The 23,695-nt window shown below is 60.8% G+C and carries 22 protein-coding genes; 13 read left to right on the top strand and 9 right to left on the bottom strand.

Annotated elements, in window-relative coordinates:
- The first annotated feature begins 160 nt into the window (after positions 1-160).
- On the top strand, positions 161-2,302 hold the full coding sequence (katE, locus tag AC07W7_RS23015; RefSeq protein ID WP_495040184.1) for a catalase HPII: 2,142 nt from the start codon (positions 161-163) through the stop codon (positions 2,300-2,302).
- Positions 2,303-2,403: 101 nt separating this feature from the next.
- Here katE and AC07W7_RS23010 read toward each other — a convergent pair whose 3' ends face one another.
- Genes AC07W7_RS23010 through zur form a run of 4 tightly spaced genes read right to left on the bottom strand, consistent with a single transcriptional unit; the run spans position 2,404 to position 5,209 of the window.
- Positions 2,404-3,123 (bottom strand): PA5502 family lipoprotein, encoded by a 720-nt coding sequence (locus tag AC07W7_RS23010; protein ID WP_169897651.1) that lies wholly within the window; start codon positions 3,121-3,123, stop codon positions 2,404-2,406.
- Positions 3,124-3,160: 37 nt separating this feature from the next.
- A complete protein-coding gene (gene znuB, locus AC07W7_RS23005) occupies positions 3,161-3,949 on the bottom strand; it encodes a zinc ABC transporter permease subunit ZnuB (protein WP_076963366.1) in 789 nt (262 codons plus the stop codon).
- Positions 3,942-4,727, bottom strand: coding sequence for a zinc ABC transporter ATP-binding protein ZnuC (znuC, locus tag AC07W7_RS23000; protein ID WP_495040183.1), 786 nt, complete (start codon positions 4,725-4,727; stop codon positions 3,942-3,944). The genes znuB and znuC overlap by 8 nt, the downstream gene beginning before the upstream one ends.
- On the bottom strand, positions 4,727-5,209 hold the full coding sequence (gene zur, locus AC07W7_RS22995; RefSeq protein WP_495040182.1) for a zinc uptake transcriptional repressor Zur: 483 nt from the start codon (positions 5,207-5,209) through the stop codon (positions 4,727-4,729). The genes znuC and zur overlap by 1 nt, the downstream gene beginning before the upstream one ends.
- A gap of 67 nt (positions 5,210-5,276) precedes the next feature.
- Here zur and AC07W7_RS22990 point away from each other — a divergent pair, with 67 nt between their 5' ends.
- Positions 5,277-6,197 carry a zinc ABC transporter substrate-binding protein gene (locus tag AC07W7_RS22990; RefSeq protein ID WP_495040181.1) on the top strand — a complete coding sequence of 307 codons (921 nt, stop codon included), beginning with the start codon at positions 5,277-5,279 and terminating at the stop codon, positions 6,195-6,197.
- 127 nt (positions 6,198-6,324) lie between these two features.
- Here the strand turns inward: AC07W7_RS22990 and AC07W7_RS22985 are convergent, their stop codons facing one another.
- Positions 6,325-7,278, bottom strand: coding sequence for a homoserine kinase (locus tag AC07W7_RS22985; RefSeq protein WP_076963370.1), 954 nt, complete (start codon positions 7,276-7,278; stop codon positions 6,325-6,327).
- A 56-nt stretch (positions 7,279-7,334) separates the two neighbouring features.
- The gene (locus AC07W7_RS22980; protein WP_076963371.1) at positions 7,335-7,625 is read right to left on the bottom strand and encodes a DUF2782 domain-containing protein; all 291 of its coding nucleotides are present in this window, start codon (positions 7,623-7,625) and stop codon (positions 7,335-7,337) included.
- 74 nt (positions 7,626-7,699) lie between these two features.
- Between AC07W7_RS22980 and polA the strand changes: the two genes are divergently transcribed.
- Complete coding sequence (gene polA, locus AC07W7_RS22975) at positions 7,700-10,495, top strand: DNA polymerase I (protein ID WP_495040180.1); 2,796 nt, start codon at positions 7,700-7,702, stop codon at positions 10,493-10,495.
- 268 nt (positions 10,496-10,763) lie between these two features.
- On the opposite strand, the gene yihA is transcribed toward polA, so the two are convergent.
- Positions 10,764-11,405: a ribosome biogenesis GTP-binding protein YihA/YsxC gene (yihA, locus tag AC07W7_RS22970; RefSeq protein ID WP_076963373.1), complete on the bottom strand. Its 642-nt coding sequence runs from the start codon at positions 11,403-11,405 to the stop codon at positions 10,764-10,766.
- 192 nt (positions 11,406-11,597) lie between these two features.
- Between yihA and AC07W7_RS22965 the strand changes: the two genes are divergently transcribed.
- From AC07W7_RS22965 to AC07W7_RS22940, 6 genes are all read left to right on the top strand, one after another.
- Positions 11,598-11,888 (top strand): c-type cytochrome, encoded by a 291-nt coding sequence (locus AC07W7_RS22965; RefSeq protein ID WP_076963374.1) that lies wholly within the window; start codon positions 11,598-11,600, stop codon positions 11,886-11,888.
- 46 nt (positions 11,889-11,934) lie between these two features.
- Complete coding sequence (locus AC07W7_RS22960) at positions 11,935-12,549, top strand: c-type cytochrome (protein ID WP_495040179.1); 615 nt, start codon at positions 11,935-11,937, stop codon at positions 12,547-12,549.
- 200 nt (positions 12,550-12,749) lie between these two features.
- Positions 12,750-13,385, top strand: a complete 636-nt coding sequence (dsbA, locus tag AC07W7_RS22955; protein WP_076963376.1) for a thiol:disulfide interchange protein DsbA — start codon at positions 12,750-12,752, stop codon at positions 13,383-13,385.
- A 10-nt stretch (positions 13,386-13,395) separates the two neighbouring features.
- Positions 13,396-14,274 carry an endonuclease/exonuclease/phosphatase family protein gene (locus AC07W7_RS22950; RefSeq protein ID WP_076963377.1) on the top strand — a complete coding sequence of 293 codons (879 nt, stop codon included), beginning with the start codon at positions 13,396-13,398 and terminating at the stop codon, positions 14,272-14,274.
- Positions 14,271-16,349 (top strand): diguanylate cyclase, encoded by a 2,079-nt coding sequence (locus tag AC07W7_RS22945; RefSeq protein WP_495040178.1) that lies wholly within the window; start codon positions 14,271-14,273, stop codon positions 16,347-16,349. The genes AC07W7_RS22950 and AC07W7_RS22945 overlap by 4 nt, the downstream gene beginning before the upstream one ends.
- 89 nt (positions 16,350-16,438) lie before the next feature.
- Positions 16,439-17,221 (top strand): N-acetylmuramoyl-L-alanine amidase, encoded by a 783-nt coding sequence (locus tag AC07W7_RS22940; RefSeq protein ID WP_099169549.1) that lies wholly within the window; start codon positions 16,439-16,441, stop codon positions 17,219-17,221.
- A gap of 17 nt (positions 17,222-17,238) precedes the next feature.
- Here AC07W7_RS22940 and AC07W7_RS22935 read toward each other — a convergent pair whose 3' ends face one another.
- Positions 17,239-19,026, bottom strand: coding sequence for a KinB sensor domain-containing domain (locus AC07W7_RS22935; RefSeq protein ID WP_076963380.1), 1,788 nt, complete (start codon positions 19,024-19,026; stop codon positions 17,239-17,241).
- A gap of 10 nt (positions 19,027-19,036) precedes the next feature.
- A complete protein-coding gene (gene algB / locus AC07W7_RS22930; protein ID WP_076963381.1) occupies positions 19,037-20,383 on the bottom strand; it encodes a sigma-54-dependent response regulator transcription factor AlgB in 1,347 nt (448 codons plus the stop codon).
- A 390-nt stretch (positions 20,384-20,773) separates the two neighbouring features.
- Here algB and AC07W7_RS22925 point away from each other — a divergent pair, with 390 nt between their 5' ends.
- From AC07W7_RS22925 to gltP, 4 genes are all read left to right on the top strand, one after another.
- Positions 20,774-21,058, top strand: a complete 285-nt coding sequence (locus AC07W7_RS22925) for a hypothetical protein (RefSeq protein WP_076963382.1) — start codon at positions 20,774-20,776, stop codon at positions 21,056-21,058.
- 66 nt (positions 21,059-21,124) lie between these two features.
- Positions 21,125-21,289: a DUF1328 domain-containing protein gene (locus AC07W7_RS22920; RefSeq protein ID WP_003170804.1), complete on the top strand. Its 165-nt coding sequence runs from the start codon at positions 21,125-21,127 to the stop codon at positions 21,287-21,289.
- A 2-nt stretch (positions 21,290-21,291) separates the two neighbouring features.
- On the top strand, positions 21,292-21,759 hold the full coding sequence (locus AC07W7_RS22915) for an inhibitor of vertebrate lysozyme family protein (RefSeq protein ID WP_495040177.1): 468 nt from the start codon (positions 21,292-21,294) through the stop codon (positions 21,757-21,759).
- A 513-nt stretch (positions 21,760-22,272) separates the two neighbouring features.
- Positions 22,273-23,604 carry a glutamate/aspartate:proton symporter GltP gene (gltP, locus tag AC07W7_RS22910; protein WP_057444842.1) on the top strand — a complete coding sequence of 444 codons (1,332 nt, stop codon included), beginning with the start codon at positions 22,273-22,275 and terminating at the stop codon, positions 23,602-23,604.
- Positions 23,605-23,695: the final 91 nt, after the last annotated feature.

Genomic DNA, 23,695 nt, shown 5'->3' with positions numbered 1-23,695 from the left:
GCGATTTGGCAATAACGCGATCAAAGGTCATAAAAAAGGAACGGTAAAAAAACCCATCAGTCACTACATAAGCAACTCGACTTCCCGGGTGCCGTGCCCGGGGTTTTGCTCAAACGGGCCAGGGATCGCCCTGGACTACGCAAACGAGGAGTTTTGACTGATGAGCACCAAGAAACCCGTCGCGCCACCCAAGAGCGCGCTTGCAGGCACCGACACCCTGGACCGTGGCAACACCAATGCCAAGCTGCACAGTCTGGAAAAATTCCGTTCCGACGCCACTGGTCAGGCGCTGCGCACCAACCAGGGGGTGAAAGTCTCCGATAACCAGAACAGCTTGAAGGTCGGCGCTCGCGGCCCTTCGCTGCTGGAAGATTTCATCATGCGTGAAAAGATCACGCACTTTGACCATGAGCGTATCCCGGAGCGCATCGTGCATGCCCGCGGTGTGGGGGCCCATGGTTACTTTCAGTCCTACGAGAACCATTCAGCACTGACCAAGGCCGGCTTCCTACGGGATCCCGGGCATAAAACCCCGGTATTCGTGCGATTTTCCACGGTACAAGGGCCACGCGGCTCAGGTGATACCGTGCGTGATGTGCGCGGCTTTGCGGTGAAGTTCTACACCGAAGAGGGCAACTTCGACCTGGTTGGCAACAATATGCCGGTGTTTTTTATCCAGGACGCCATCAAGTTCCCGGACTTTGTGCACGCGGTAAAACCCGAGCCCCATAACGAAATGCCCACGGGCGGTTCGGCCCACGATACGTTCTGGGACTTTGTGTCGCTGGTGCCGGAGTCGGCGCATATGGTGATCTGGGCCATGTCCGATCGGGCGATCCCGAAAAGCCTGCGTAGCATGCAGGGGTTTGGTGTGCACACCTTTCGTTTGATCAATGCCAAAGGGGTGTCCAACTTCGTCAAGTTTCATTGGCGCCCTACGGTGGGCACCTGCTCGCTGGTGTGGGATGAGGCGCAAAAACTGGCAGGCAAGGATACCGACTTCCACCGGCGTGACCTGTGGGAGGCCATCGAGGGTGGTGACTATCCCGAATGGGAGTTGGGGGTGCAGGTCATTCCCGAAGAAAACGAGCATAAGTTCGACTTCGACCTCCTTGACCCGACCAAGCTGATCCCTGAAGAGCTGGTGCCGATCATGCCGCTGGGCAAGATGGTGCTCAATCGCAACCCGGACAACTACTTTGCCGAGACCGAGCAAGTAGCCTTCTGCCCAGGGCATATCGTGCCGGGTATCGACTTTTCCAATGATCCGCTGCTGCAAGGTCGCCTGTTTTCCTACACCGACACGCAGATCAGCCGTCTAGGTGGCCCGAACTTTCATGAGTTGCCGATCAATCGGCCAGTAGTGCCGTTCCATAACGGCCAGCGTGATGCGATGCACCGCTCGACCATCGACAAGGGGCGTGCGTCCTATGAGCCCAACTCGATTGATGGCGGCTGGCCCAAGGAAACCCCGCCGGCAGCGCAGGATGGCGGTTTTGAAAGCTATCCAGAGCGCGTCGATGCGCACAAGGTCCGCCAGCGCAGCGAGTCGTTCGGCGATCACTTTTCCCAGGCGCGCCTGTTCTTCAACAGCATGAGCCCGCACGAGCAGGAGCACATCATCGCGGCCTACAGCTTTGAGCTGGGCAAGGTCGAGCGTGAGTTTATCCGGGCGTGCCAGGTCAATGAGATCCTGGCCAATATCGATCTGGGGCTGGCCAAGCGCGTGGCGCAGAACCTCGGCCTGCCGGCGCCGAAAAAAGGCACCGTGGCAGTGCGCAAGACCGCGCCAGAACGCTCGCCGGCCTTGAGCCAGGCCAATCTGCTGTCGGGGGATATCAAGACGCGCAAGGTGGCGATTCTGGCGGCCAATGGTGTGGATGGGGCAGCCATCGCCGCGTTGCAAAAGGCGCTGGCCAAGGAAGGCGCCCATGCCAAGCTGCTGGGGCCGACCTCGGCGCCAGTAACCACGGCCGATGGCAAGCACCTGGCGGTGGATGCCTCGATGGAAGGCTTGCCGTCGGTGGCGTTCGACGCGGTGTTTGTGCCGGGTGGGGCGAAGTCGATCCAGGCCTTGAGTAGCGATGGCGTGGCGTTGCATTACCTGCTGGAGGCCTACAAGCATTTGAAGGCGATTGCCTTGGCCGGTGAGGCGAAGCAGTTGCTGGCGGTGTTGAAGCTGGAGGCGGATGCGGGCTTGATTGTGGGCGGGGATGCCAAGGCGTTGAAGGCGTTTATTGCGGCAATTGCCCAGCATCGGGTGTGGGAGCGCGAGCCTCGGGCCAAGGCGGTTCCGGCTTAAGTCATTGGTTGTTTGTCAGGCAGCCATCGCGGGCAAGCCCGCTCCCACACTTGAATGTATTCACCGTGCAAAATGTGGGAGCGGGCTTGCTCGCGATGGGGTCAGTCCGCCTTACGCGGAATCAGCACCACCTGCGCCGGTATGTGTTTGAGAATCTGCCGGTGAATCTTCAAGTCATATCCTGCATCAATCCGCTTCACCCGCTTGCTCAACAGCGTGTTCAGCCAGGGGTAATCCTCGGTGCGCGGCACCTGGAGGCTCACATCACACTGGTAATTCACCACATCGGTGGCGATGGCATCCAGTTGATGGCGCAATTGCTGGATATCCGTGAGGTTCAGCGCAACCGTGGTGCTCTCGGCGGTGGGGTCGATGACCTTGGCCGGTGGCTTGGCTTCGGCGGCTTTGAGGGCGGCCTCGGCTTTATCCAGCTCAGCCTTGCGGGCGTGGGCGATGGCGCTGTTGACCCCGCCGGTCAGCGCCGGAGCCTTGGGCATCAAGGCCCGGGCGCGGCTCAGGGCTGTGGCGGCGGCGTTGACATCACCTTTTTGCAGGACGATCTGGCTACGCTGCAGATAGGCTTCGGCCAGTTGGCGCTGGTAAGACTCCAGCGTTGCATCGTCAGGCGACTGGGCCTGCAACGCAGCGAGTTGGTCTTCGGCGGTGGCCAGCTCACTGCTGGCCAGGTTTTGTTCCAGCTGTGCAATGGCCGCAGCGCGCGCGTCCGGCGCCTCGGGGGCAGCGGGCGGGGTGCTTTGGCAGGCGCCCAGCAGCAGGGAAAATGCGGCAAGGAGCAGATAACGGGAGGTGAACGGCTTCATTCCTGCGACTCTCTAATTGCGCAAAAAGCGAGCAAGTCTACACCCCTCGACGGGGCAGGACAAAACTCAGCAGAAACAGTGCGGCGGCCGTGACCACAATCGACGGCCCGGCCGGGGTGTCCTTGAACCAGGACAGCGCCAGGCCACCACACACGGCGAGCATCCCCAGCAAACTGGCGCCAATCGCCATCTGTTCCGGCGAGCGTGCATGACGCTGGGCGGCGGCAGCGGGGATGATCAATAGCGACGTGATCAACAATACGCCGACAATCTTCATTGCGACAGCAATCACCACCGCGATCAGCAACATCAGGGTCATGCGCAGTGCGGGTACGGGCAAGCCTTCGACGGTGGCCAGTTGTTCGTGGACGGTAATGGCCAGCAGCGGGCGCCATAGGGCCACCAGCAGGATCAATACCGCCGCGCTGCCGCCGAGAATCCAGGCCAGGTCCGTAGGGCTGATCGCCAGCAGGTCGCCGAACAGATAGGCCATCAGGTCGATGCGCACTTCATGCATAAAGCTCAGCACCACCAGGCCCAGGGACAGGGTGCTTGGCGCAAGGATCCCCAGCAGGGTGTCCGAGGCCAGGGGCTGGCGCTGTTGCAGGGTCACCAGCAGCACCGCCAGCAGCAGGCAGCCGACGGTTACGGCGATGGTCGGGCTGACGTCCAGCAAAAAGCCCAGGGCCACGCCGAGCAGGGCCGCGTGGGACAAGGTATCGCCAAAGTAGGCCATGCGCCGCCAGACCACGAACGAACCCAACGGGCCCGCCACCAGCGCCAGAGCCAAGCCTGCAAGCAGGGCGTAGAGCAGAAAGTCAGCCATGCTTGCAGCCATCTCCATGGACGTGGGTATGAGGGGCGACCGGATCGGCGACTACCGCGCCATGTAGGTCATGGGCGTGGTCGTGATGGTGGTGGTAGATCGCCAGGCTCTGGGCATTCTTGCCGAACAGCTCGACAAAGGCCGGGTCGCCGCTGACCTGCTCCGGGTGGCCGGAACAGCAGACGTGGCGATTGAGGCATACCACCTGGTCGGTGGTGCTCATTACCAGATGCAAGTCGTGGGACACCATCAGCACGCCGCAGCCATGCCGGTCGCGCAGGCGGGTGATCAGGCTGTAGAGCTCGGCCTGGCCGGCCACGTCGACGCCTTGCACCGGCTCATCGAGCACCAGCAACTCGGGTTCGCGCAGCAGGGCACGGGCCAGCAGCACGCGCTGCATTTCGCCGCCGGAGATGCTTTGTACCGGGCTGTCGATCACCTGCTCGGCGCCGACTTCCTTGAGCGCGGCCAGGGCGCGGGCGCGGTCCACGCCAGGCACCAGGCGCAGGAAGCGCAGCACCGACAGTGGCAAGGTCGGATCGACGTGCAGTTTTTGCGGCATGTAGCCGATGCGCAGCCTGGGCTTGCGCCAGACACGGCCGCTGTCGGGCTTGAGCAGGCCGAGTACGGCACGCACCAGGGTGGTCTTGCCCGCGCCGTTGGGGCCGATCAGGGTGACGATCTGCCCCGGCTCGACGCTCAGGTCAATGTTGTCCAGCACGTTCTGGCCGGCGAACGTGACGCCGACCTGTTCCAGGCGGATTAGCGCAGTGCTCATCAAGACCCCTGGCAGCCCGAGCAGATGCCGACCACTTCGACGGTCTGCCCTTCGACCTGGAAGCCGACATCGCTGGCACTCTTGATAATCGCGTCGCTGATGCTTTTTTGTTCAAGCTCGATGGCGGCGTGGCATTCGCGGCAGATCAGGAACTGGCCCTGGTGCGCATGTTCCGGGTGGTTGCAGCCGACAAAGGCGTTGAGCGAGGCGATGCGGTGCACCAGGCCGTTTTCCAGCAGGAAGTCCAGCGCACGGTACACCGTGGGCGGCGCGGCGCGGCGGCCGTCCTGCTCGCTGAGCACGCCGAGAATGTCGTAGGCGCCCAGCGGCTTGTGGCTCTGCCACACCAGTTCCAGCACCCGCCGGCGCAGGGCAGTCAGGCGCAGGCCTTGGCGTGCGCACAGGGCGTCGGCCTCTGACAGTGCGTTGTGCACGCAGTGAGAGTGGTCATGGGGGCGGCTGGCAAGCGGTGTTTTAGGCATGAGCGGCGACAGATATTTGTGAGAGACGTTATTATGTTACCCGTTCCTGCTGACTTGAGTGCTCATCGTGTCCCGACTTTTTGCCGTTTTTGTCGTATTTGTCACCAGTTTATTGATGGCCGGGGCTGCCCAGGCCGAGGTTCGGGTGCTCACCAGCATCAAACCGTTACAGCTGATTGCCGCTGCGGTGCAGGACGGCGTGGCGATTCCAGAGGTGCTGTTGCCACCGGGCGCCTCGCCGCATAACTACGCATTGCGCCCATCCGACGTACGGCGTGTGCAATCGGTGGACCTGCTGTATTGGATCGGCCCGGACATGGAAGGCTTCCTGCCACGGGTCCTCAAGGGGCGCGGCTTGCCGACGGTGGCGGTGCAGGAGCTGCCGGGCCTGAAACTGCGGTATTTCGCCGAAGATAAGCACGCCCATGGCGAAGAAACCGACGACCATGATCACGACCATCGCCCCGGAAGCCTGGATGCCCACTTGTGGCTGTCGCCGCTGAATGCGCGGGTGATCGCCAGCAAAATGGCGGCGGACTTGAGCGCCGCAGACCCCGCCAATGCGGCGCGTTACCAGAGCAACCTGCAAGCCTTCGAGGCGCGCCTGGATGCCTTGGACCTGCGTTTGAAGGCGCGCCTGGCGGGGATCGCCGGCAAGCCTTACTTCGTGTTCCATGAAGCCTTCGACTACTTTGAACAGGCTTACGGCCTCAAGCACACCGGTGTGTTCAGCGTGGCCGCCGAGGTGCAACCGGGGGCCCAGCATGTGGCCGCGATGCGCACGCGCCTGCAGGAAGTGGGCAAGACCTGTGTGTTCAGCGAACCCCCCTTGCGCCCGCGCCTGGCCGAGACCCTGGTGGCCGGCCTGCCGGTGAAACTGGCGGAACTGGATGCCCTGGGCGGCTACACCCCGGCCACGGGCCAGGGGTATGAGCAGTTGCTGGAGAAGCTGGGCAATGATTTGGCAGGGTGCCTGGAGTCACTGTAACAGGCGACATAGAACCCCTGTGGGAGCGGGCTTGCCCGCGATGAGGGTGTGTCAGTCACCTTAATGAGCGCCTGATACACCGCTATCGCGGGCAAGCCCGCTCCCACACAAGCCCGCTCCCACAGCGTCAGAGGGCAAGCGGCAGTTGCAGAGTGACCTGCTGGCGCTGCTCCAGCAGCTGTTGAAGCTCTACCGGATCGTGGATCAACACGTCCTGCCCCGCAAACGTCTGCGCCGCAATCAGCCGTGACAGCCAGAACCGCACACACGCCACGCGCAACATCGTCGGCCACAGCTCGGCTTCCTTGGTGCTGAACGGGCGCAGTGCCGCGTAGGCGCCCAGCAGTGCGCGGGCGCGGTGGCCGTCGATCACCCCGGCGGCGTCCGAGCACCAGTCATTCAGGGCAATCGCTACGTCGTACAGCATCGGCCCGGAACACGCGTTGTAGAAGTCGATCAACCCGGTCAGGTGGGTGCCTTCAAACATGGCGTTGTCGCGGAACAGGTCGGCGTGGATATTGGCCTGTGGCAGCGTGAGGATCTGCCCTTTGTGCTGCCGGATTTCATCCAGTGCCAGTTGCAACAACTGCTGTTGGTGGGCGTCGAGGTGCGAAATCAGCTGTGCGCCCTCGTCGAGCATCCAGTCCAGCCCGCGATCGGTCTTGCGCTCCAGCACCTTGTCGCCCTGGGTGGCCAGGTGCAAGTGGCCGAGCAACTCGCCCACTTGTACACAATGCTGGGCGTTGGCGTCCTGGATATGCTTGCCCGCCAGGCGCGGTTGCAGCAGCGCCGGCTTGCCCGCCAATTCGCGTAGGGCCACGCCATCGGTGGTGCGCAGGGCGTAAGGCACAGGCAGGTCGGCGTCGTGGAGCACATCGAGCAGTTCGATGAAGAACGGCATTTCCTGCACAGGGCCGCGCTCAACCAGGGTCAGGACGAATTCGCCCTGTTCCAGGCTGATAAAGAAGTTGGTGTTTTCGCTACCAGCGGCAATCCCCTGGAAATCGAGCAGGCGGCCGAGCCCATAAGGGGCGAGAAAGGTTTCCAGCTCGGGCCGAGCCAGGGGGGTGAACACAGACATGGTTAAAACTGCCAGTACGGGCGCCACAGGCCGCAGCGCCGATTAAAATTAAGAAATCATTTCCATTCAAAGATCTTCCATGACGGGATCAGCATATCCGGCTGGTCCGAGCGGATGAAGTTCGCATCGGTTCCGTCCGCGCGTACCAGGAAATACGGGGGCGCGCCTTTGGGCGTTACCTTGATGGCATACAGAAAGCCGTTTTGGCGGTATTCCTGGATGGTCTTGTCGCCTTCCGTGCGAATGGTAACTTGCGGGTCGCCCGAAGGAGCATCGTCTGCCGCCATGGCAGCCATCGGAGCGAGTGCAATCAAGCTGGTCAACAGCAGGCGATTGAATGTACGCATGATAACCTTGTCCCTTTGTTGTCATTGGTCCGGCTATTCTAGCGCCTGACCCGCCGAAAAGGTTGATCCTGCTCATGAGCCAAGCCCCCCTCGTCCTGGTGGACGGTTCTTCATATCTGTACCGCGCCTTCCATGCGCTGCCGCCGCTGACCACCTCCCAAGGCCTGCCGACCGGTGCGGTCAAGGGCGTGTTGAACATGCTCAAAAGCCTGCGCAAGCAGTACCCGGACAGCCCGTTCGCGGTGGTGTTCGATGCCAAGGGTGGGACATTTCGCGATGACATGTACGCCGAATACAAGGCCAACCGCCCGAGCATGCCCGATGACATGCGCGTGCAGATCGAGCCGCTGCACCAGAGCGTAATTGCCCTGGGCTTCCCGCTGCTGTGCGTCGAAGGCGTTGAAGCCGACGACGTGATCGGCACCCTGGCCCGCAGCAGCGCGGCTGCCGACCGCCCGGTGGTGATTTCCACGGGTGACAAGGACATGGCGCAATTGGTCGACGGGCACATTACCCTGGTCAACACCATGACCGGTAGCGCCATGGACATCGACGGCGTAAAGGAGAAATTTGGGGTCGCTCCCGAGCAGATCATCGACTATCTGGCACTGATGGGCGATTCCTCCGACAACATCCCGGGTGTTCCTGGTATCGGTCCTAAGACCGCTTCGGGACTGCTGGTCGGGGTGAACGGCGGTTTGAAAGAGCTCTACGAGCAGCTCGATATTGTCCCGACCCTGCCGATCCGTGGGGCCAAGACCCTGCCGGCCAAGCTGGAAGAGCACAAGGAGATGGCGTTCCTGTCCTACCAGTTGGCGACCATCAAGGTCGATGTGCCATTGGCTGTCGGCCTGGACGATTTGCACCTGATCGAGCCGGATCGCGAGAAGTTGCTTGAGCTGTACACCCTGCTGGAGTTCAAGAGCTGGATCGATGAGATTCAGCGCGACGCCAAGCGGGTCGAACTCAAGGCCGCCGCTGACGTTGCGCCGGCCCAGGTTGCAGTTGAGGCCCAAGCGCCTGTGGCCCCGGTCCAGGCGCAGTACGAGACCATCCTCGATCAGGCCCGTTTTGACGTCTGGCTGAAAAAACTCAATGACGCGAAATTGTTTGCCTTCGATACCGAAACCACCGGTATCGATGCCCAGCAGGCGCAACTGGTGGGGGTTTCGTTTGCCGTGCAGGCCAATGAAGCGGCCTACATCCCGCTGACCCATTCCTACATCGGCGTGCCTGAGCAACTGGATCGCGATACGGTGTTGTTGGCGCTCAAGCCACTGCTGGAGGACCCGAACAAGCTCAAGGTCGGCCAGCACGCCAAATTCGACATGAACATCCTGGCCAATTGCGCCATCGGCGGCGACCCGGCGCACGGCATCACCGTGCGCGGCATCGCCTTCGACACCATGCTCGAATCCTACGTGCTGAACTCCACGGCGACCCGCCACGACATGGACAGCCTGGCGAAGAAGTACCTGGAGCATGACACCGTCAGTTTCCAGGACATCGCTGGTAAAGGCGCCAAGCAGCTGACCTTCGACCAGATTGCCTTGGAACAGGCCGGCCCCTACGCCGCCGAAGATGCCGATGTGACCCTGCGCCTGCACCTGGCGCTGTATGAGCAACTCAGCGCCTTGCCGAGCCTGGCCAGCGTGCTGACGGATATCGAGATGCCATTGGTGCCGGTACTGGCGCGGATCGAGCGCCAGGGAGCCCTGGTGGATGCCGCGTTGCTTGGCGTGCAGAGCATCGAGCTGGGCAACAAGATGGTGGAACTGGAGCGCCAGGCGTATGAGATCGCCGGCGAAGAGTTCAACCTCGGTTCACCCAAGCAACTGGGGGCGATCCTCTACGAAAAACTCGGGCTGCCGGTGTTGAAGAAGACCGGCAAGGGCCAGGCCTCTACCGCCGAGGAAGTGCTGGCCAAGTTGGCCGAGGATGACTACCCGCTGCCCAAGGTGCTGATGCAGTACCGCAGCATGAGCAAACTCAAAAGCACCTACACCGACCGTTTGCCCGAGCAGATCAACCCGCGTACCGGGCGTATCCACACCTCTTATCACCAGGCCGTGGCCGCCACCGGGCGCTTGTCGTCCAGTGATCCGAACCTGCAGAACATCCCGGTGCGCACCGCCGAAGGCCGGCGGATCCGCCAGGCATTCGTCGCGCCCAAGGGCTACAAACTGCTGGCGGCGGACTATTCGCAGATCGAACTGCGGATCATGGCGCACCTGTCCAAGGACGAGGGCTTGCTCAACGCCTTCCGCGATAACCTGGATGTGCACACGGCCACGGCGGCCGAGGTGTTCAAGGTCGAGTTGGGCGAGGTCACGTCCGACCAGCGCCGCAGCGCCAAGGCGATCAACTTCGGCCTGATCTACGGCATGGGTGCGCAGAAGCTGGGCAAGGACATTGGCGTCGATACCAAGACGGCCAAGGCCTACATCGATGTGTACTTCGCCCGCTACCCGGGGGTGCGCGAGTACATGGAACGCACCCGCGCCCAGGCATCCGACCAAGGCTATGTGGAAACCCTGTTCGGACGTCGCCTGTACTTGCCGGATATCCACTCCAACAAGCCGCAGGAGCGCGCGGGCGCAGAACGCACCGCGATCAACGCGCCGATGCAGGGCACTGCCGCCGATATCATCAAGAAGGCCATGGTCAAGGTCGACAACTGGCTGACGGAGTCGGGGCTCGACGCCAAAGTCATCCTGCAGGTGCACGATGAATTGGTACTGGAGGTCCGCGAAGACCTGGTGGCTGAGGTCCGCGAGAAAATTCGCGAGCACATGAGCAGTGCTGCGCAACTGGATGTGCCGTTGCTGGTGGAAGTCGGGGTGGGGGACAACTGGGACGAGGCGCACTGATCGGCTGGCATGGCTGCGGCATGACGTCGCAGCTGTGCCTGTTAGATCGGAAAGCTCCGAGGGTTATTTCCAATAGTTTTGCGCTGCGCCGGAACTTAACCCCTGAAAAGTCACTCAGAGTTACTGAATGGGTGGTGAAGCCCTTCAATGCTCCTATGTTGTGTTAAGTGTTGGCAGATATCTGGACCCCGCCCTAGCGGTCCGGAACTTGGACCCCGAACTTCCCCTCCCCATACGAAGTCCGGGGTTTTTTTTGCCCGCAGAAAAGTTACTCGGCCAGTTCTGCGCCCTTGTCCGCCAGCTCCATCCAGCCGGCCAGCACGGTATAGGCATCTTCCAGGCCCATGCGCTTGGGCGCCGAGAACAGCTGGATGGTGATTGCATCACCCCAACCTTTACGGATTTGCGCCTGCACTTTGAGCAAGGTGCCCTTGGCGGCGCCGTAGGTCAGCTTGTCGGCCTTGGTCAGCAAAATGTGCATCGGCATGCCGCTGGCGACTGCCCAATCGAGCATCAACAGGTCGAAGTCGGTCATGGGATGACGGATATCCATCATCAGGATCAGCCCTTTCAGGCTTTCGCGGCCACCCAGGTAGGCTTCCAGGTGACGCTGCCAGTGCAACTTCAATGGGATAGGGACTTTTGCGTAACCGTAGCCCGGCAGGTCGACCAGACGCCGATCATCGTCTAGCTTGAAGAAGTTGAGCAACTGTGTGCGGCCCGGGGTTTTCGAGGTGCGAGCCAGGCTGGCATGGGTCAGGGTGTTGAGCGCGCTGGACTTGCCGGCGTTGGAGCGCCCGGCGAAGGCCACTTCAAAGCCTTCGTCGTCGGGGCATTGGTCGACTTTGGCGGCGCTGAGCATGAACGTGGACTGTTGGCACAGACCGAGGATGGGGTTCTTGAGTTGCATGGGATTTCCGATGTGGGCGGTGCCGGGAATGGGTGCGGCAAGTAGTGTCGTTCCCGTTTCAGTGGCGCCAGTATATAATGCCGCAGATTTTGTGTGTGCTTTGTCCCAGCGAAGGATGAAGTTCACGGGAGCGATAGACCTTTATTGCGCATTAGAACGCAAAACGCTTCCAAACCCTGAAAAGGTCGACGTATGACCCAGTGGCTGCTAGCTGTCGGTGTCCTGTTACCACTTTACAGTGCGCAGGCTACACAGGATCCGGAAGCTGTGTACAACCGCGTTTGTGCGGCTTGTCATGCCGGGCAGTTGCCAATGGCCCCCAAGCGGGGTGACCAGGCAGCCTGGGCGCCGAGACTGGCGCAAGGCATGGATACGCTGGTGCAGCGTGTGACCCAGGGTTTCAAGGCGATGCCGCCGCGTGGTTTGTGCATGGAATGCCGTGCCGAGGATTACCAGGCCATCATCCTTTTGATGAGCGAGTAGACCCGGTCCATAACTCTATAACCTTTAGCCGTAATTGGATTAGCTGATGAACAAATTGATCGTGAGTCTGCTGTTGACCTTGGGCATCACTGGTGTTGCCCATGCTGCAGGTGACGCTACTGCTGGCCAGACAAAGGCCGCCGTATGTGGTGCCTGCCATGGACCGGATGGCAACAGCCCGGCACCCAACTTTCCAAAACTGGCGGGCCAGGGTGAGAAATACCTGACCAAGCAGATGCACGACATCAAGGACGGCAAGCGCACCGTCCTGGAAATGACCGGCTTGCTGACCAACCTCAGCGATCAGGACCTGGCGGATATCGCGGCGTACTACGCCAGCCAGGCCGGCAGTGTGGGCGCGGCAGATCCGAAACTGGTCGCCCGTGGTGAACAATTGTTCCGTGGCGGCAACCTGGAAAAAGGCCTGCCGGCTTGTACCGGTTGCCACTCCCCGGACGGTTCGGGTAACGCCGCAGCAGGCTTCCCGCACCTGGGTGGCCAGCACGCCCAGTACATCGCCAAGCAATTGACTGATTTCCGCAAGGAAGAAGCCGGTCGGGCCAACGATGGCGATGCCATGACCATGCGTACCATCGCGCGTAAGATGAGTGACGAAGACATTGCAGCGGTAGCCAGCTACATCCAAGGCTTGCACAAGTAAGGCCTGGATAAACCTGCGTTGCAAGGGCCGACATGCCGTGTAACGTTAACGCTCGATTAATCCGTTGATGCAAGCATAAAAAGGGTAGCTGCGGCTGCCCTTTTTTGTGGCTGCTACCGTTACACTAACGAACTCATGCCCGTGCCGGCCTGTCATAAAAAAGGTCGCGCGAGGCGACTTTATTTGTCCAGGAGTAAAGCATGCGTAAATTGATCCTCAGCGCCGCTCTCGTCACTGCCAGCCTGTTCGGCATGACCGCCCAAGCTGCCGATGTGCCGCTTGAAGCGGGTAAAACCTATGTTGAATTGACCAATCCAGTGCCGGTTTCCGTGCCGGGCAAGATCGAAGTCGTAGAGCTGTTCTGGTATGGCTGCCCGCATTGCTACTCTTTTGAACCCACCATCAACCCTTGGGCCGAGAAGCTGCCATCGGACGTGAACTTCAAGCGCATCCCGGCCATGTTCGGCGGCCCTTGGGATGCCCACGGCCAGATGTTCCTGACCCTGGAAGCCATGGGTGTGGAGCATAAGGTTCACGGCGCGGTGTTCGATGCGATCCAAAAACAAGGCAAGCGCCTGACCAAGCCTGAAGAAATGGCTGACTTCCTCGCCACCCAGGGCGTGGACAAGGACAAGTTCCTCACCACCTTCAACTCCTTTGCCATCAAGGGCCAGGTCAAACAGGCTAAGGACCTTGCGCAGAAGTACGGCGTGCAAGGCGTGCCAACCCTGATCGTCAACGGCAAGTACCGCTTTGACCTCGGCTCCACCGGCGGTCCTGAAGCGACCCTCAACGTTGCTGACCAGTTGATCGCCAAAGAGCGCGCAGCCAAGTAAGGGGCACGCCATGCGTCGCTGGGGTACTGAACGGGTGGTTGGCCGGCACGATCCACAGGTCAATGAACACCACCTCGCGTCCACCGGCCTGCCGGCGGACAGCCGGCTGCGCTTGTTGAGCTTCAATATCCAGGTTGGCATCAGCACCGAGAAATATCGGCATTACCTGACCCGTGGCTGGCAGCACCTGCTGCCCCACAATGGTCGGGCCGACAATCTGCAGAAGATTGGCGACCTGCTGGGTGACTTCGACCTGGTGGCCCTGCAGGAGGCCGATGGTGGCAGCCTGCGTTCGGGCTACGTCAACCAGGTCGAACACCTGGCCCAGCTCGGTGCCTTTCCCTACTGGTATCAACAACTCAATCGCAACCTCGGGCGCTTGGGCCAGCACAGCAATGGCGTACTCAGCCGCTTGAAGCCCTGGGTGATCGAAGACCATCCACTGCCGGGCCCGAAAGGGCGCGGGGCGATTCTCGTGCGGTTTGGCGAGGGCCCGGAGGCGCTGGTGGTGGTCATGATGCACCTGGCGCTGGGCGCGCGTACCCGGACCCTGCAATTGGCCTACATCCGTGAGCTGATCGGCGATTACAAACACCAGGTGCTGATGGGGGATATGAACACCCATGCCAGCGACCTGCTGCAGAACTCTCCGTTGCGCGACTTGGGGCTGCTGGCGCCGCAGGTCGAGGCTACGTTCCCCAGTTGGCGTCCGCAACGCTGCCTGGATCACATTCTGTTAAGCCCGACCCTGACGCTGGAAAGTGTGCAGGTACTGGCCCAACCCATTTCCGATCACCTGCCGGTCGCGGTAGAGATTCGTCTGCCGGGTTCGCTCACGGTGGATGCATTACCCGCGTTGAGCCCTGGCCCCCGCGGACCCCTTGCATGAGCGACGACGCCCAGCGCTGGAAAGAAAAATACCTGTTAAGCATCGAGCAACAAGACAAGCTCGAACGCCGTTGGGCTGCGCGCCTCGACTTGCTGCGCCGTGGGCTGGTGCGCAGCACGCTGGCGGCCGAAGGCACGGACCGGGCCGTGGACCAGTGCATGAAAGAGATGCGCGATGTGGTGCGCACCGATGACATGGACGCCGCGCTCGCCGCCTTGTTGCCACGCCTGGAAAAGGCCGTGCTGGACTCCGAACAACGCCGTGAGACACGGGTCGATCAGATCAGCACCGCGCTGACCGCCCTGGTGGCGCAACTGCAGGCGCTGCCCTTGCCGCGGGAAGTCAGTCGCCCGCTCAAGAGCTTTGCCAAGCAGTTGGACAGCCGCGTCGGCCAGGCGCGAGAAATTCCCCTGCTGCTCAGCGAGTTGAGCGGCCTGCAAGGGCAGGCCCTGAGCAATCTTGAGTCGAATGACGAGCCGCGCCCAGGTTTGTTGCAGCGCCTGTTTGGTGCCAAGGAGGCGGAGGCTGACGTCGCGCCGGTTGAGCCCGCCGTTTCGCCGACTGCCCGGGAGGGTCCTGCGCTGGCAGCCGCTCCTGCGCCGCAGCCAGTGCCGCAGGCGCCGGAGGAAACGCCCGAGCTGGCCCAGGCCCTGCGTGCCTTTACACCGCAAGTCCAGGCCCCGCCGCCGGCGGTGCCTGAGGCCGCACCTGCGCCGGTGCCCGTTGCACCCCGGGCGGATGTGGATGATCGCGTGGTAGCACTGCCCCAGGTTGCTGCTCCCCGCTTATCGCCGGTCGAAATGCCCACGGTTGCAGCCCAGCCCCCGGAACTGCCCGAGCCGGTCGCGGTGAGCGCTACGCCGCTGCGTGAAAGCGCGGTCGCAGTGGCGGAGGTTGTGCCTCAGGCTTTGCCGCAGGTGCCGCAACCGACCGCAATCGGCAGCCTATCGTTGCCGCCTGTGCTGGATGACGAGGCGGCTGAAGTCGATCCCGAGGCGCTGTACGCCCTGCCTGATTCCCCAGAGCCTTCCTACAGCTCAGTTGCCAAGCACATTGAAGGCACCCTGCTCGGCCTGCTGAGCGACCTCGACCTGCCCGAGCATCACCGGCCCCAGGCTGAAGCCATGCGCGAACGCCTGGCCCACGGGCTGAACTGGTACGAATTGCTACCGATCCTCGATGACCTGGCGGTATTGATGCTGGCCATCACCGATAGCGGCCAGCACGAGTTTGAAGCCTATCTCAAGCGTCTCAACGAGCGGCTGGAGGCCTTCCAGAGCAATCTGCAGGCGGCCAGCGACGGGCACGCCGACAGCCGCAGCGCCGCGCGCGAGATGGATACGCAAATCCGTGAACAGATGGATGGCCTGCAAAGCAGTGTCCAGGAAGCATCCGATCTCGATGACCTCAAGCAAGTGCTGGAAAGTCATCTTGAGGGGCTGTTGGGCGCCATGGATGAGCATCAAAAGCAGCGTGACCAGCGTGAACATGAAGTCGCTGCGCGGTTGCAGGGGCTGGCCGAGCGGGTCGTGAGCATGGAGCAGGAGGCCCAGGGTTATCGTGACCACCTTGAGGTCCAGCGCCAAAAAGCGCTGATCGACCCGCTCACCGGCTTGCCCAATCGTGCGGCCTGGAGCGAGCGCCTGGAGTATGAGGTCAATACCTGGCACCAACAGGGCAACAGCTTGTCACTGGCGATGCTGGACCTCGATCATTTCAAGCGCATCAATGACAGCTACGGCCATCTGGCGGGCGACAAGGTGCTGAAGATCATTGCCAATGTGTTGAGCAAGCACCTGCGGCCGACGGATTTCATCGCGCGCTTCGGGGGGGAGGAATTTGTGCTGCTGATGCCGGATTCGGCGCTGGGCGATGCGCTGGAGCTTGGCGAGCACCTGCGGACGGCCATTGAAGCGTGCCCGTTTCACTTCAAGGGGGAGCGGGTGACCATCACCATGTCCATCGGCATGGCGCAGTTCCAGCCCGGCGAGCGCAGCGACCTGGCACTCAAGCGCGCCGACGAAGCCTTGTACCGGGCCAAGGCGGCAGGACGCAACCAGGTACAGGCGGCCTGAAAAGTTGTTCCATTTTGTAAGCTGGCCGCTGACCGGCAAATGGTACGTTACACTGTTGCATTATTGTCTTTAGCGTACTGTCTGTTGCCATGAAATTTCTAGTTATTGCTCTTGTGTTGCTCACGCTCGGCGGCTGTGCGAGTGGGCCGCGGCTGGATACCAGCCACCCGTCGGCGAACTTCGACAATCGCGTGCAGTTTGTCGTCCTGCACTACACCGCTACCAACCTTCAAGGGTCGCTGGCGCTATTGACCAAAGGCCAGGTCAGCAGCCACTACCTGATTGGCGATGACGCCAGTGCGACCATCTATAAGCTGGTGGATGAAGGCAAGCGCGCCTGGCATGCCGGGGAAAGTGAATGGATGGGGCGTACCTGGCTCAACTCCAGCTCCATTGGTATCGAGATCGTCAACCCGGGCTACCGCGATACACCCACCGGGCGTGTCTGGTATCCGTACTCCGAAGCGCAGGTCCGCTCCCTGGTGGCCTTGCTCAAGGACATCAGCCAGCGCAACCGGATCAACCCAAAGTTCATTATCGGTCATAGCGATATTGCCCCCGGTCGCAAACTTGATCCGGGTCCACTGTTCCCGTGGAAGCGCCTGGCGGATGAAGGCCTGGGGATCTGGCCCGAGGCCCAGGCGGTCGCGCGGTATCAGGCGCAGTACGCTGCTCAGCTACCGAGCATCACCTGGTTCCAGGAAGCATTGACACGCTTGGGGTATGCCACGCCGCAGACCGGCGAGCTGGATGTGGCAACGCGGCGTGTGCTTGCCGCCTTCCAGATGCGCTTCCGGCCGGCGCTGTTCGATGGCACGCCGGATGCGCAAAGCGCAGCCATATTGCAGGCACTGAACGAGCGCAAGCGCTAGGCTACTTGCAGCTGCATCTATAACGGCAACGCCATATAGAACTGCGTGCCCTGCCCCGGCCGGGAATAGACCCCCATGCGGCCACCGTGCAACTGTACGATCTCCTTGCACAGCGCCAGCCCCAGGCCGGCGCCGCCTTTCTTGCGGCCCACCTGCACAAAAGGCTCGAAAATCCTGCCCTGCTGGCCGTAGGCGATGCCTTCGCCGTTGTCCTCGACGCTGATAATCAGCCGTTCGCCATGGCGCCGCGCCTGTAGGCGAATCTGCCCGCCGTCGCTGGTATGGCGCAGGGCATTGCCGAGTAGATTGTCGAGGACTCGTTCCAATTGCGCCTGGTCGGCATGCAGCCTGGGCAGTTGCGCTTGTGCTTCTATCACCAGGTCGATGTTTTGCGCATTCGCCAGCTCGGCAAAACGGGCGCGGGCATGTTCAAGCAGGTTGTTGATGTCGCACGGCGCCAGGGTGAGCTTTTGCAGGCCGTTCTGGTAGCGGGAAAAGTTCAGCAGGTCATTGATCAGTTGCATCAAGCGCTGCATTTCTTCGTTGACCGTGTTCAACAGGTCGGCTTCGCGGGACTCTGGGGGGAATTTCGCCCGTTCCTGGAACAGACCGAATGCCATGTGCATGCCAGTGACCGGCGTACGCAGTTCATGGGAGGCACGCAGCACGAACTCACTACGCACTCGCTCGAAGGCGCGTTGCTCGGTCACGTCATGCAGCACCATCACGGCGCCGAGAATATGCCCCTGATGGTGGCTGACGGGCGTCATGCTGTAGGTCAACAGGCGTGATTCGCCTTCGACCTCCACTTCCAGATCGTCCGGTGCACGTTCCAGGTTGCCGCCACGCAGTACCAGATGCAGTTGCTCATCCATCTCGGGGCGTTGCAGTGCTTCACCCAGGCCCTGCCCCAGGCGGGTCTCGTTCCAGCCCAACTGGCGCTGGGCGACCGGGTTGAAGTGTTCCAGGCGCCCTTGGCGGTCGATCATCAGCAAGCCGTCGTCGATACTGTCGAGCACTGCCTGCAAGCGTTGCTGGCCGGCGAGCAGTTCGTCGACATTGGTCGCCTGATGCTGGCGCAAGGCTTCGGCCATGATGCCAAAGCGCCGGGTCAACTGATTCATTTCTGCTGCCGAGGAAATCGGCAGGGTGACATCAAAGTTGCCTTGGCCGATTTTGTCGGCCGCCTTGGCCAGGGCTTCGATCGGCCCGCCAAAACGCCGGGCGATACCATGGGCGGTGATGAAGCCGATAATCAGTACCGCCAGGCCCACCAGGCCGAGCAGGCCGGCGATCCACAGGGCACGTTCGCGAGACTGGCGTTCGGTGTCATTGATGTTTTCCAGTGCGCCCTTGTGTTCGCTGATCAGCCCGTTGCGCAAGACGTTGAAACTGGCCGTGATTTTTTCGTTATTGCGCAGGGACGCAGGCGTGTGTTCGTTTTCTTCAAATGCTTCCAGGAACGTCAGGTAATTAGCCTTGGCCTGAGTGAAACCTCCGATCTTGGCGACACTCATTTCATGGCTGATGCCTTGGTCCAACAGCTTGAAATACTGTTGCTTGGACGCCTCCAGCGCGAGCGGGTCCGGTGTGTCGTTGAGCATCATGATCAACTGGTCGCCCAGGGTCTGGCGCAGCTTGAGCCCCAGGTCCAGGGTAATGAAGTTGCTGCGGATCAAGGATTCCTGGGTCTTGGCCATTTGCATGACACTCACCAGCCCCAGCAGCAACCCGAGCAGGGCCACGGTGATCAGCGCAGAAATGCTCAGGAACAGCCGCGTGCGCAGTTTCATCGCCAGCTTCATAAGGTGCAGCTCACAGGTTGTATTGCTTGCGTTTGCGATACAGCGTCGACGCGTCGATGCCCAGGGTCTTGGCCGCTTGGTCCAGGGTGTCGCTGGTGGCCAGTACGGCGCCAATATGGGCCTTTTCCAGCTCATCCAGGCTCAACGCCGCACCAATGCGCGGTGAGTTGTTGGCCGGTTGCTCGGCCATCCCCAGGTGACTGATTTCGACCTTTTCCTGGGCGCAGATGATGCTGGCGCGTTCCACCACGTTGCGCAGTTCGCGGATATTGCCGGGCCAGCGGTAGTTGAGCAGCGCTTCGCGGGCGTCATCGCTGAAGCCGCGTGCCGGTCGCGCATATTCTTTGACGAAGCGCGCCAGGAAGCGGTCGGCGAGGGTCAGGATATCCTCGCTGCGCTCGCGCAAGGGCGGCAGGTGCAAGGTGATGACGTTCAGTCGATACAGTAAGTCTTCGCGAAAACGCCCGTCGCGCACCATGTCTTCCAGGTTCAGGTTGGTCGCCGCCAGGATGCGTACATCGGCGCGCCGGGTGACCGGGTCGCCGACACGTTCATATTCCTTATCCTGGATAAAACGCAGCAACTTGGGTTGCAATGTCAGGGGAAAATCGCCGATCTCGTCAAGGAACAGGGTGCCGCCGTCCGCCTGGTTGACCCGGCCGAGGGTGCTTTCGCTGGCGCCGGTAAAGGCCCCGCGGCTGTGGCCGAACAACTCGCTTTCCATCAGTTCGGCGGTCAGGGACGGGCAGTTGATGGTGACGCAGGATTTTTTCGCCCTTTTGCTCCAGCCGTGAATCGCCCGGGCCAATTCACCTTTACCTGTGCCGGATTCGCCGAGGATCAGGATATTGGCATCGGTGCCGGCCACTTGGCGGGCCGTCTCCAGCACCACCATCATCGAGGGGCTATGGGAGTCGAGGCCATCCTTGGGCTGGCGCACTGCGCCTTCCAGCGCTTCCAGGCGGGCCGACAGCTGGCGCACTTCCAGTTGCTTGGCGGTGGCTAGGCGCAGTTGGTCCGGGCTGCAGGGCTTGACCAGGTAATCGGCCGCGCCGGCCTGGATCGCATCCACGGCCGTATCGACCGCCGAGTGGGCGGTGACGATCACCACGCGCATCCACGGCGCCTGGATACGCATCTGCGCCAGCACATCCAGGCCGTTGTCCTCGCCCAGGCGCAGGTCCAGGAAGCACAGGTCGAACACCTGGCGTTGCAACAGGGCATCGGCCTGGGCCGCGCTGTTGGCGGTGGCTACGGTATAGCCTTCATCTTCCAGGCAGTAGCGGAAGGTGCGCAGGATTGCGGACTCGTCGTCCACTAAAAGAATGCGGCCTTGAAGTTCCTTGGCTGATTCCATCTGTCCCGCGCTCCTAAAAATGATTGATCTTGGTTAGTCCCGGAATAATCGGGCAAGTTGCATGGTTTATTCTGATTGATTGAAAGCCTTATCGCGCAGCTATCTACGACCCTTCCTACTTATGCGCGTGTGCAGTGCGTTTTCGACCTTTCTTGATGCTTCGCCAGTCCTACAGCCCCTTCTGATTCCATAAGCCGAGCCCTGACCATCGTGCATTTCGCACGGTGAGGATAGGCGCATCGTGCAGGATGCTGTTGGGAAGAAACTCTTTGATCTTATAACACACTGATTTTATTGATTTTTATTTGATTAAAAAACTGGCATGCACTCTGCAATACCTCTCCTACAAGCGTGATCAACGAACAAAACAACATGCGGGAGAGATTCAGGATGACTCGCCAAAGCCTCAAGCCATTGCGTGTATCGCCACTGCGCCTTCAACAGGGGCTGTTTGCCAGCCTCGCCTTGATGGTGACCTTGATCGGTGGTCAGCAATTACAGGTTTGGCAGCAGAGCCAGCAGTCGGCCCCGCAGTTCGAGCGCGCCCACATGACGCAGACCCATTTCCGTTCCGTTGGCAGCCACAGCGCTGACGTGACAGCCCCACGCATGATGGCGGTCGAACAGGACATTGCCCTGTATGACGAACCGGTCCAGGAACGCTGGGTGTTCTAGGCACGAACCTGCCGCCCCTGGGGGGCGACATAGCAGTCCTCTTAGAGACGTAAAAGGAGAATCACCATGTTGAGTTGGGCAATCACATTTCTGATCATTGCCATTGTGGCTGCAGTCCTGGGCTTCGGTGGTATCGCGGGCACCGCCACGGGTATCGCCAAGATTCTCTTTGTCGTCTTCCTGGTGATGTTCATCGCTTCTTTCTTCTTTGGCCGTCGTGGTCGAGGCTGAACATGTCCAACTTGTCTCTCAAAACCCTTGCTGCCGCCCTGCTGTTGGGCGGTAGTGGCTTGGCCATGGCCGCCAATGACGGCCAGGCGCGGGCCAATGAGCTGCTCAATGCCGACCCGCAGTATCGGGAAACCTGGCAAGGTGTGGTCAAGAAGGAAGAGCGCTTGCCTGACTGGGTGATCAACCTTTCGGGCACGTCTGAACAAATGAATGCCGTGACGGAAGACAGTGACGGGTATTTGGTAGGCCCGCTGTGTGAAACGGCTGATACCTGCCTGAATAAACGCCTGATCGTTGCTTTCAGCCTGGATAAGGAGGACGCCTACGCAATGTTGGTCGAAGTACCTGCCGGGCTGCCCGCCGATAAGTCGCCGACCCGGCACGCCAGTTACCGCTTCATCGGCAAGCCGGATGAAGGCATGCAGAAGCTGCTGATGGAACAACTCAAGAAAGACCCGAATTGGTACTAGGCCTGTGTGCACCGCCGGGTAACGGCGGTGCATGACCGATCGGCGCTTATGCCGCACATAGCTGAAAAATTCCCTTCTGCCTCATCCCAACCGTTTCACAGTGTTACTGCACGACCATCTATCGAGAAAGTTTGCCCTCGGCCAGACTGGTTTTTTGAGGGTATGCCTAGGAATTATCACGAGTTTTTCCCGCCCGGCAAAAAAACCGAAAATCCCTGAGCGAGCCTGAAATGGCCGGTTCACGGCATGTATGCCTGACAAAATGTCGCATTCAAACTGACCAAACAGACAATTTTCTTTGCAAAAACCCATGCCGATTCGGCATAGGGTAGGCGTTTACGGCATTAGACTATGCCCCCACGCATCGGAATAGTTGCGCCTTTTTTCGCTTGCCAGTAAGCCATATCGGCCATCTGCGGTGACCTTCAATGGAGGCTGATGCTCACACTTTTTCGCTCCCGGGCGTTCCAGCTGGCGCATCTGCCTGAGTCCACTTGAAACAAGGGTAATGACATGAAGAAGGCAAAATTAAGCCTCGCCTGGCAGATCCTCATCGGTCTGGTACTAGGGATTGCAATCGGTGCTGTACTCAACCACTTCAGTGCCGAAAAAGCCTGGTGGATCAGCAACGTATTGCAGCCGGCGGGCGATATCTTTATCCGCCTGATCAAGATGATCGTGATCCCGATCGTGATTTCGTCGCTGATTGTCGGAATCGCTGGTGTGGGGGATGCGAAAAAGCTCGGTCGGATCGGTGTAAAGACCATTGTCTACTTTGAAGTGGTCACGACCATTGCGATTGTGGTCGGTCTGCTGCTGGCTAACCTGTTCCACCCCGGTGCCGGGATCGACATGAGCACCCTGGGCACCGTGGATATCTCCAAGTACCAGGCGACCGCCGCCGAGGTGCAGCATGAACATGCGTTCATCGAGACCATCCTCAACCTGATCCCGTCGAACATCTTTGCCGCCGTGGCCCGTGGCGAGATGCTGCCGATCATCTTCTTCTCCGTGCTGTTCGGCCTGGGCTTGTCGAGCCTCAAGCCAGACCTGCGCGAGCCCCTGGTAACGATGTTCCAGGGCGTGTCCGAGAGCATGTTCAAAGTCACCCACATGATCATGAAGTACGCCCCTATCGGCGTATTCGCCCTGATCGCCGTGACCGTGGCCAACTTCGGCTTCGCCTCGCTGCTGCCGTTGGCCAAGCTGGTGATCCTGGTCTACGTCGCCATCCTGTTCTTCGCCTTTGTGATTCTTGGCCTGATCGCCCGCCTGTTTGGCTTCTCGGTGATCAAGCTGATGCGCATCTTCAAGGATGAGCTGGTACTGGCCTACTCCACCGCCAGCTCCGAGACCGTGCTGCCACGGGTGATCGAGAAGATGGAAGCCTACGGTGCGCCGAAAGCCATTTGCAGCTTCGTGGTGCCGACCGGTTACTCGTTCAACCTTGACGGTTCGACCCTGTACCAGAGTATTGCGGCGATCTTTATTGCCCAGCTGTATGGCATCGACCTGTCGGTTGGCCAGCAACTGATGCTGGTACTGACCCTGATGGTCACCTCCAAAGGTATCGCCGGCGTGCCGGGCGTGTCCTTCGTGGTCCTGCTGGCGACCCTGGGCAGTGTGGGCATCCCATTGGAAGGCCTGGCCTTCATCGCCGGTGTCGACCGCATCATGGACATGGCGCGTACCGCCCTGAACGTGATCGGCAACGCCCTGGCCGTGTTGGTCATCGCGCGTTGGGAAGGCATGTACGACGATGCCAAGGGCGAGCGCTACTGGAACTCCCTGCCGCACTGGCGGACCAAGACCGCGCTGCCGGCTGGCGAGACCAGCCAGGGCTGATCCCTGCTTGATACGCACAAACCCCGGTAAATCCGGGGTTTGTCGTTTCTGCCAGCCCCGCTATCATTCGCCACATATTTAAAGGGGTGTG

The organism is Pseudomonas sp. GW821-FHT01D09, assembly GCF_059422465.1.
The sequence above is the reverse complement of the archived record's forward strand: the minus strand, read 5'-3'. Positions and strand labels throughout refer to the sequence as shown.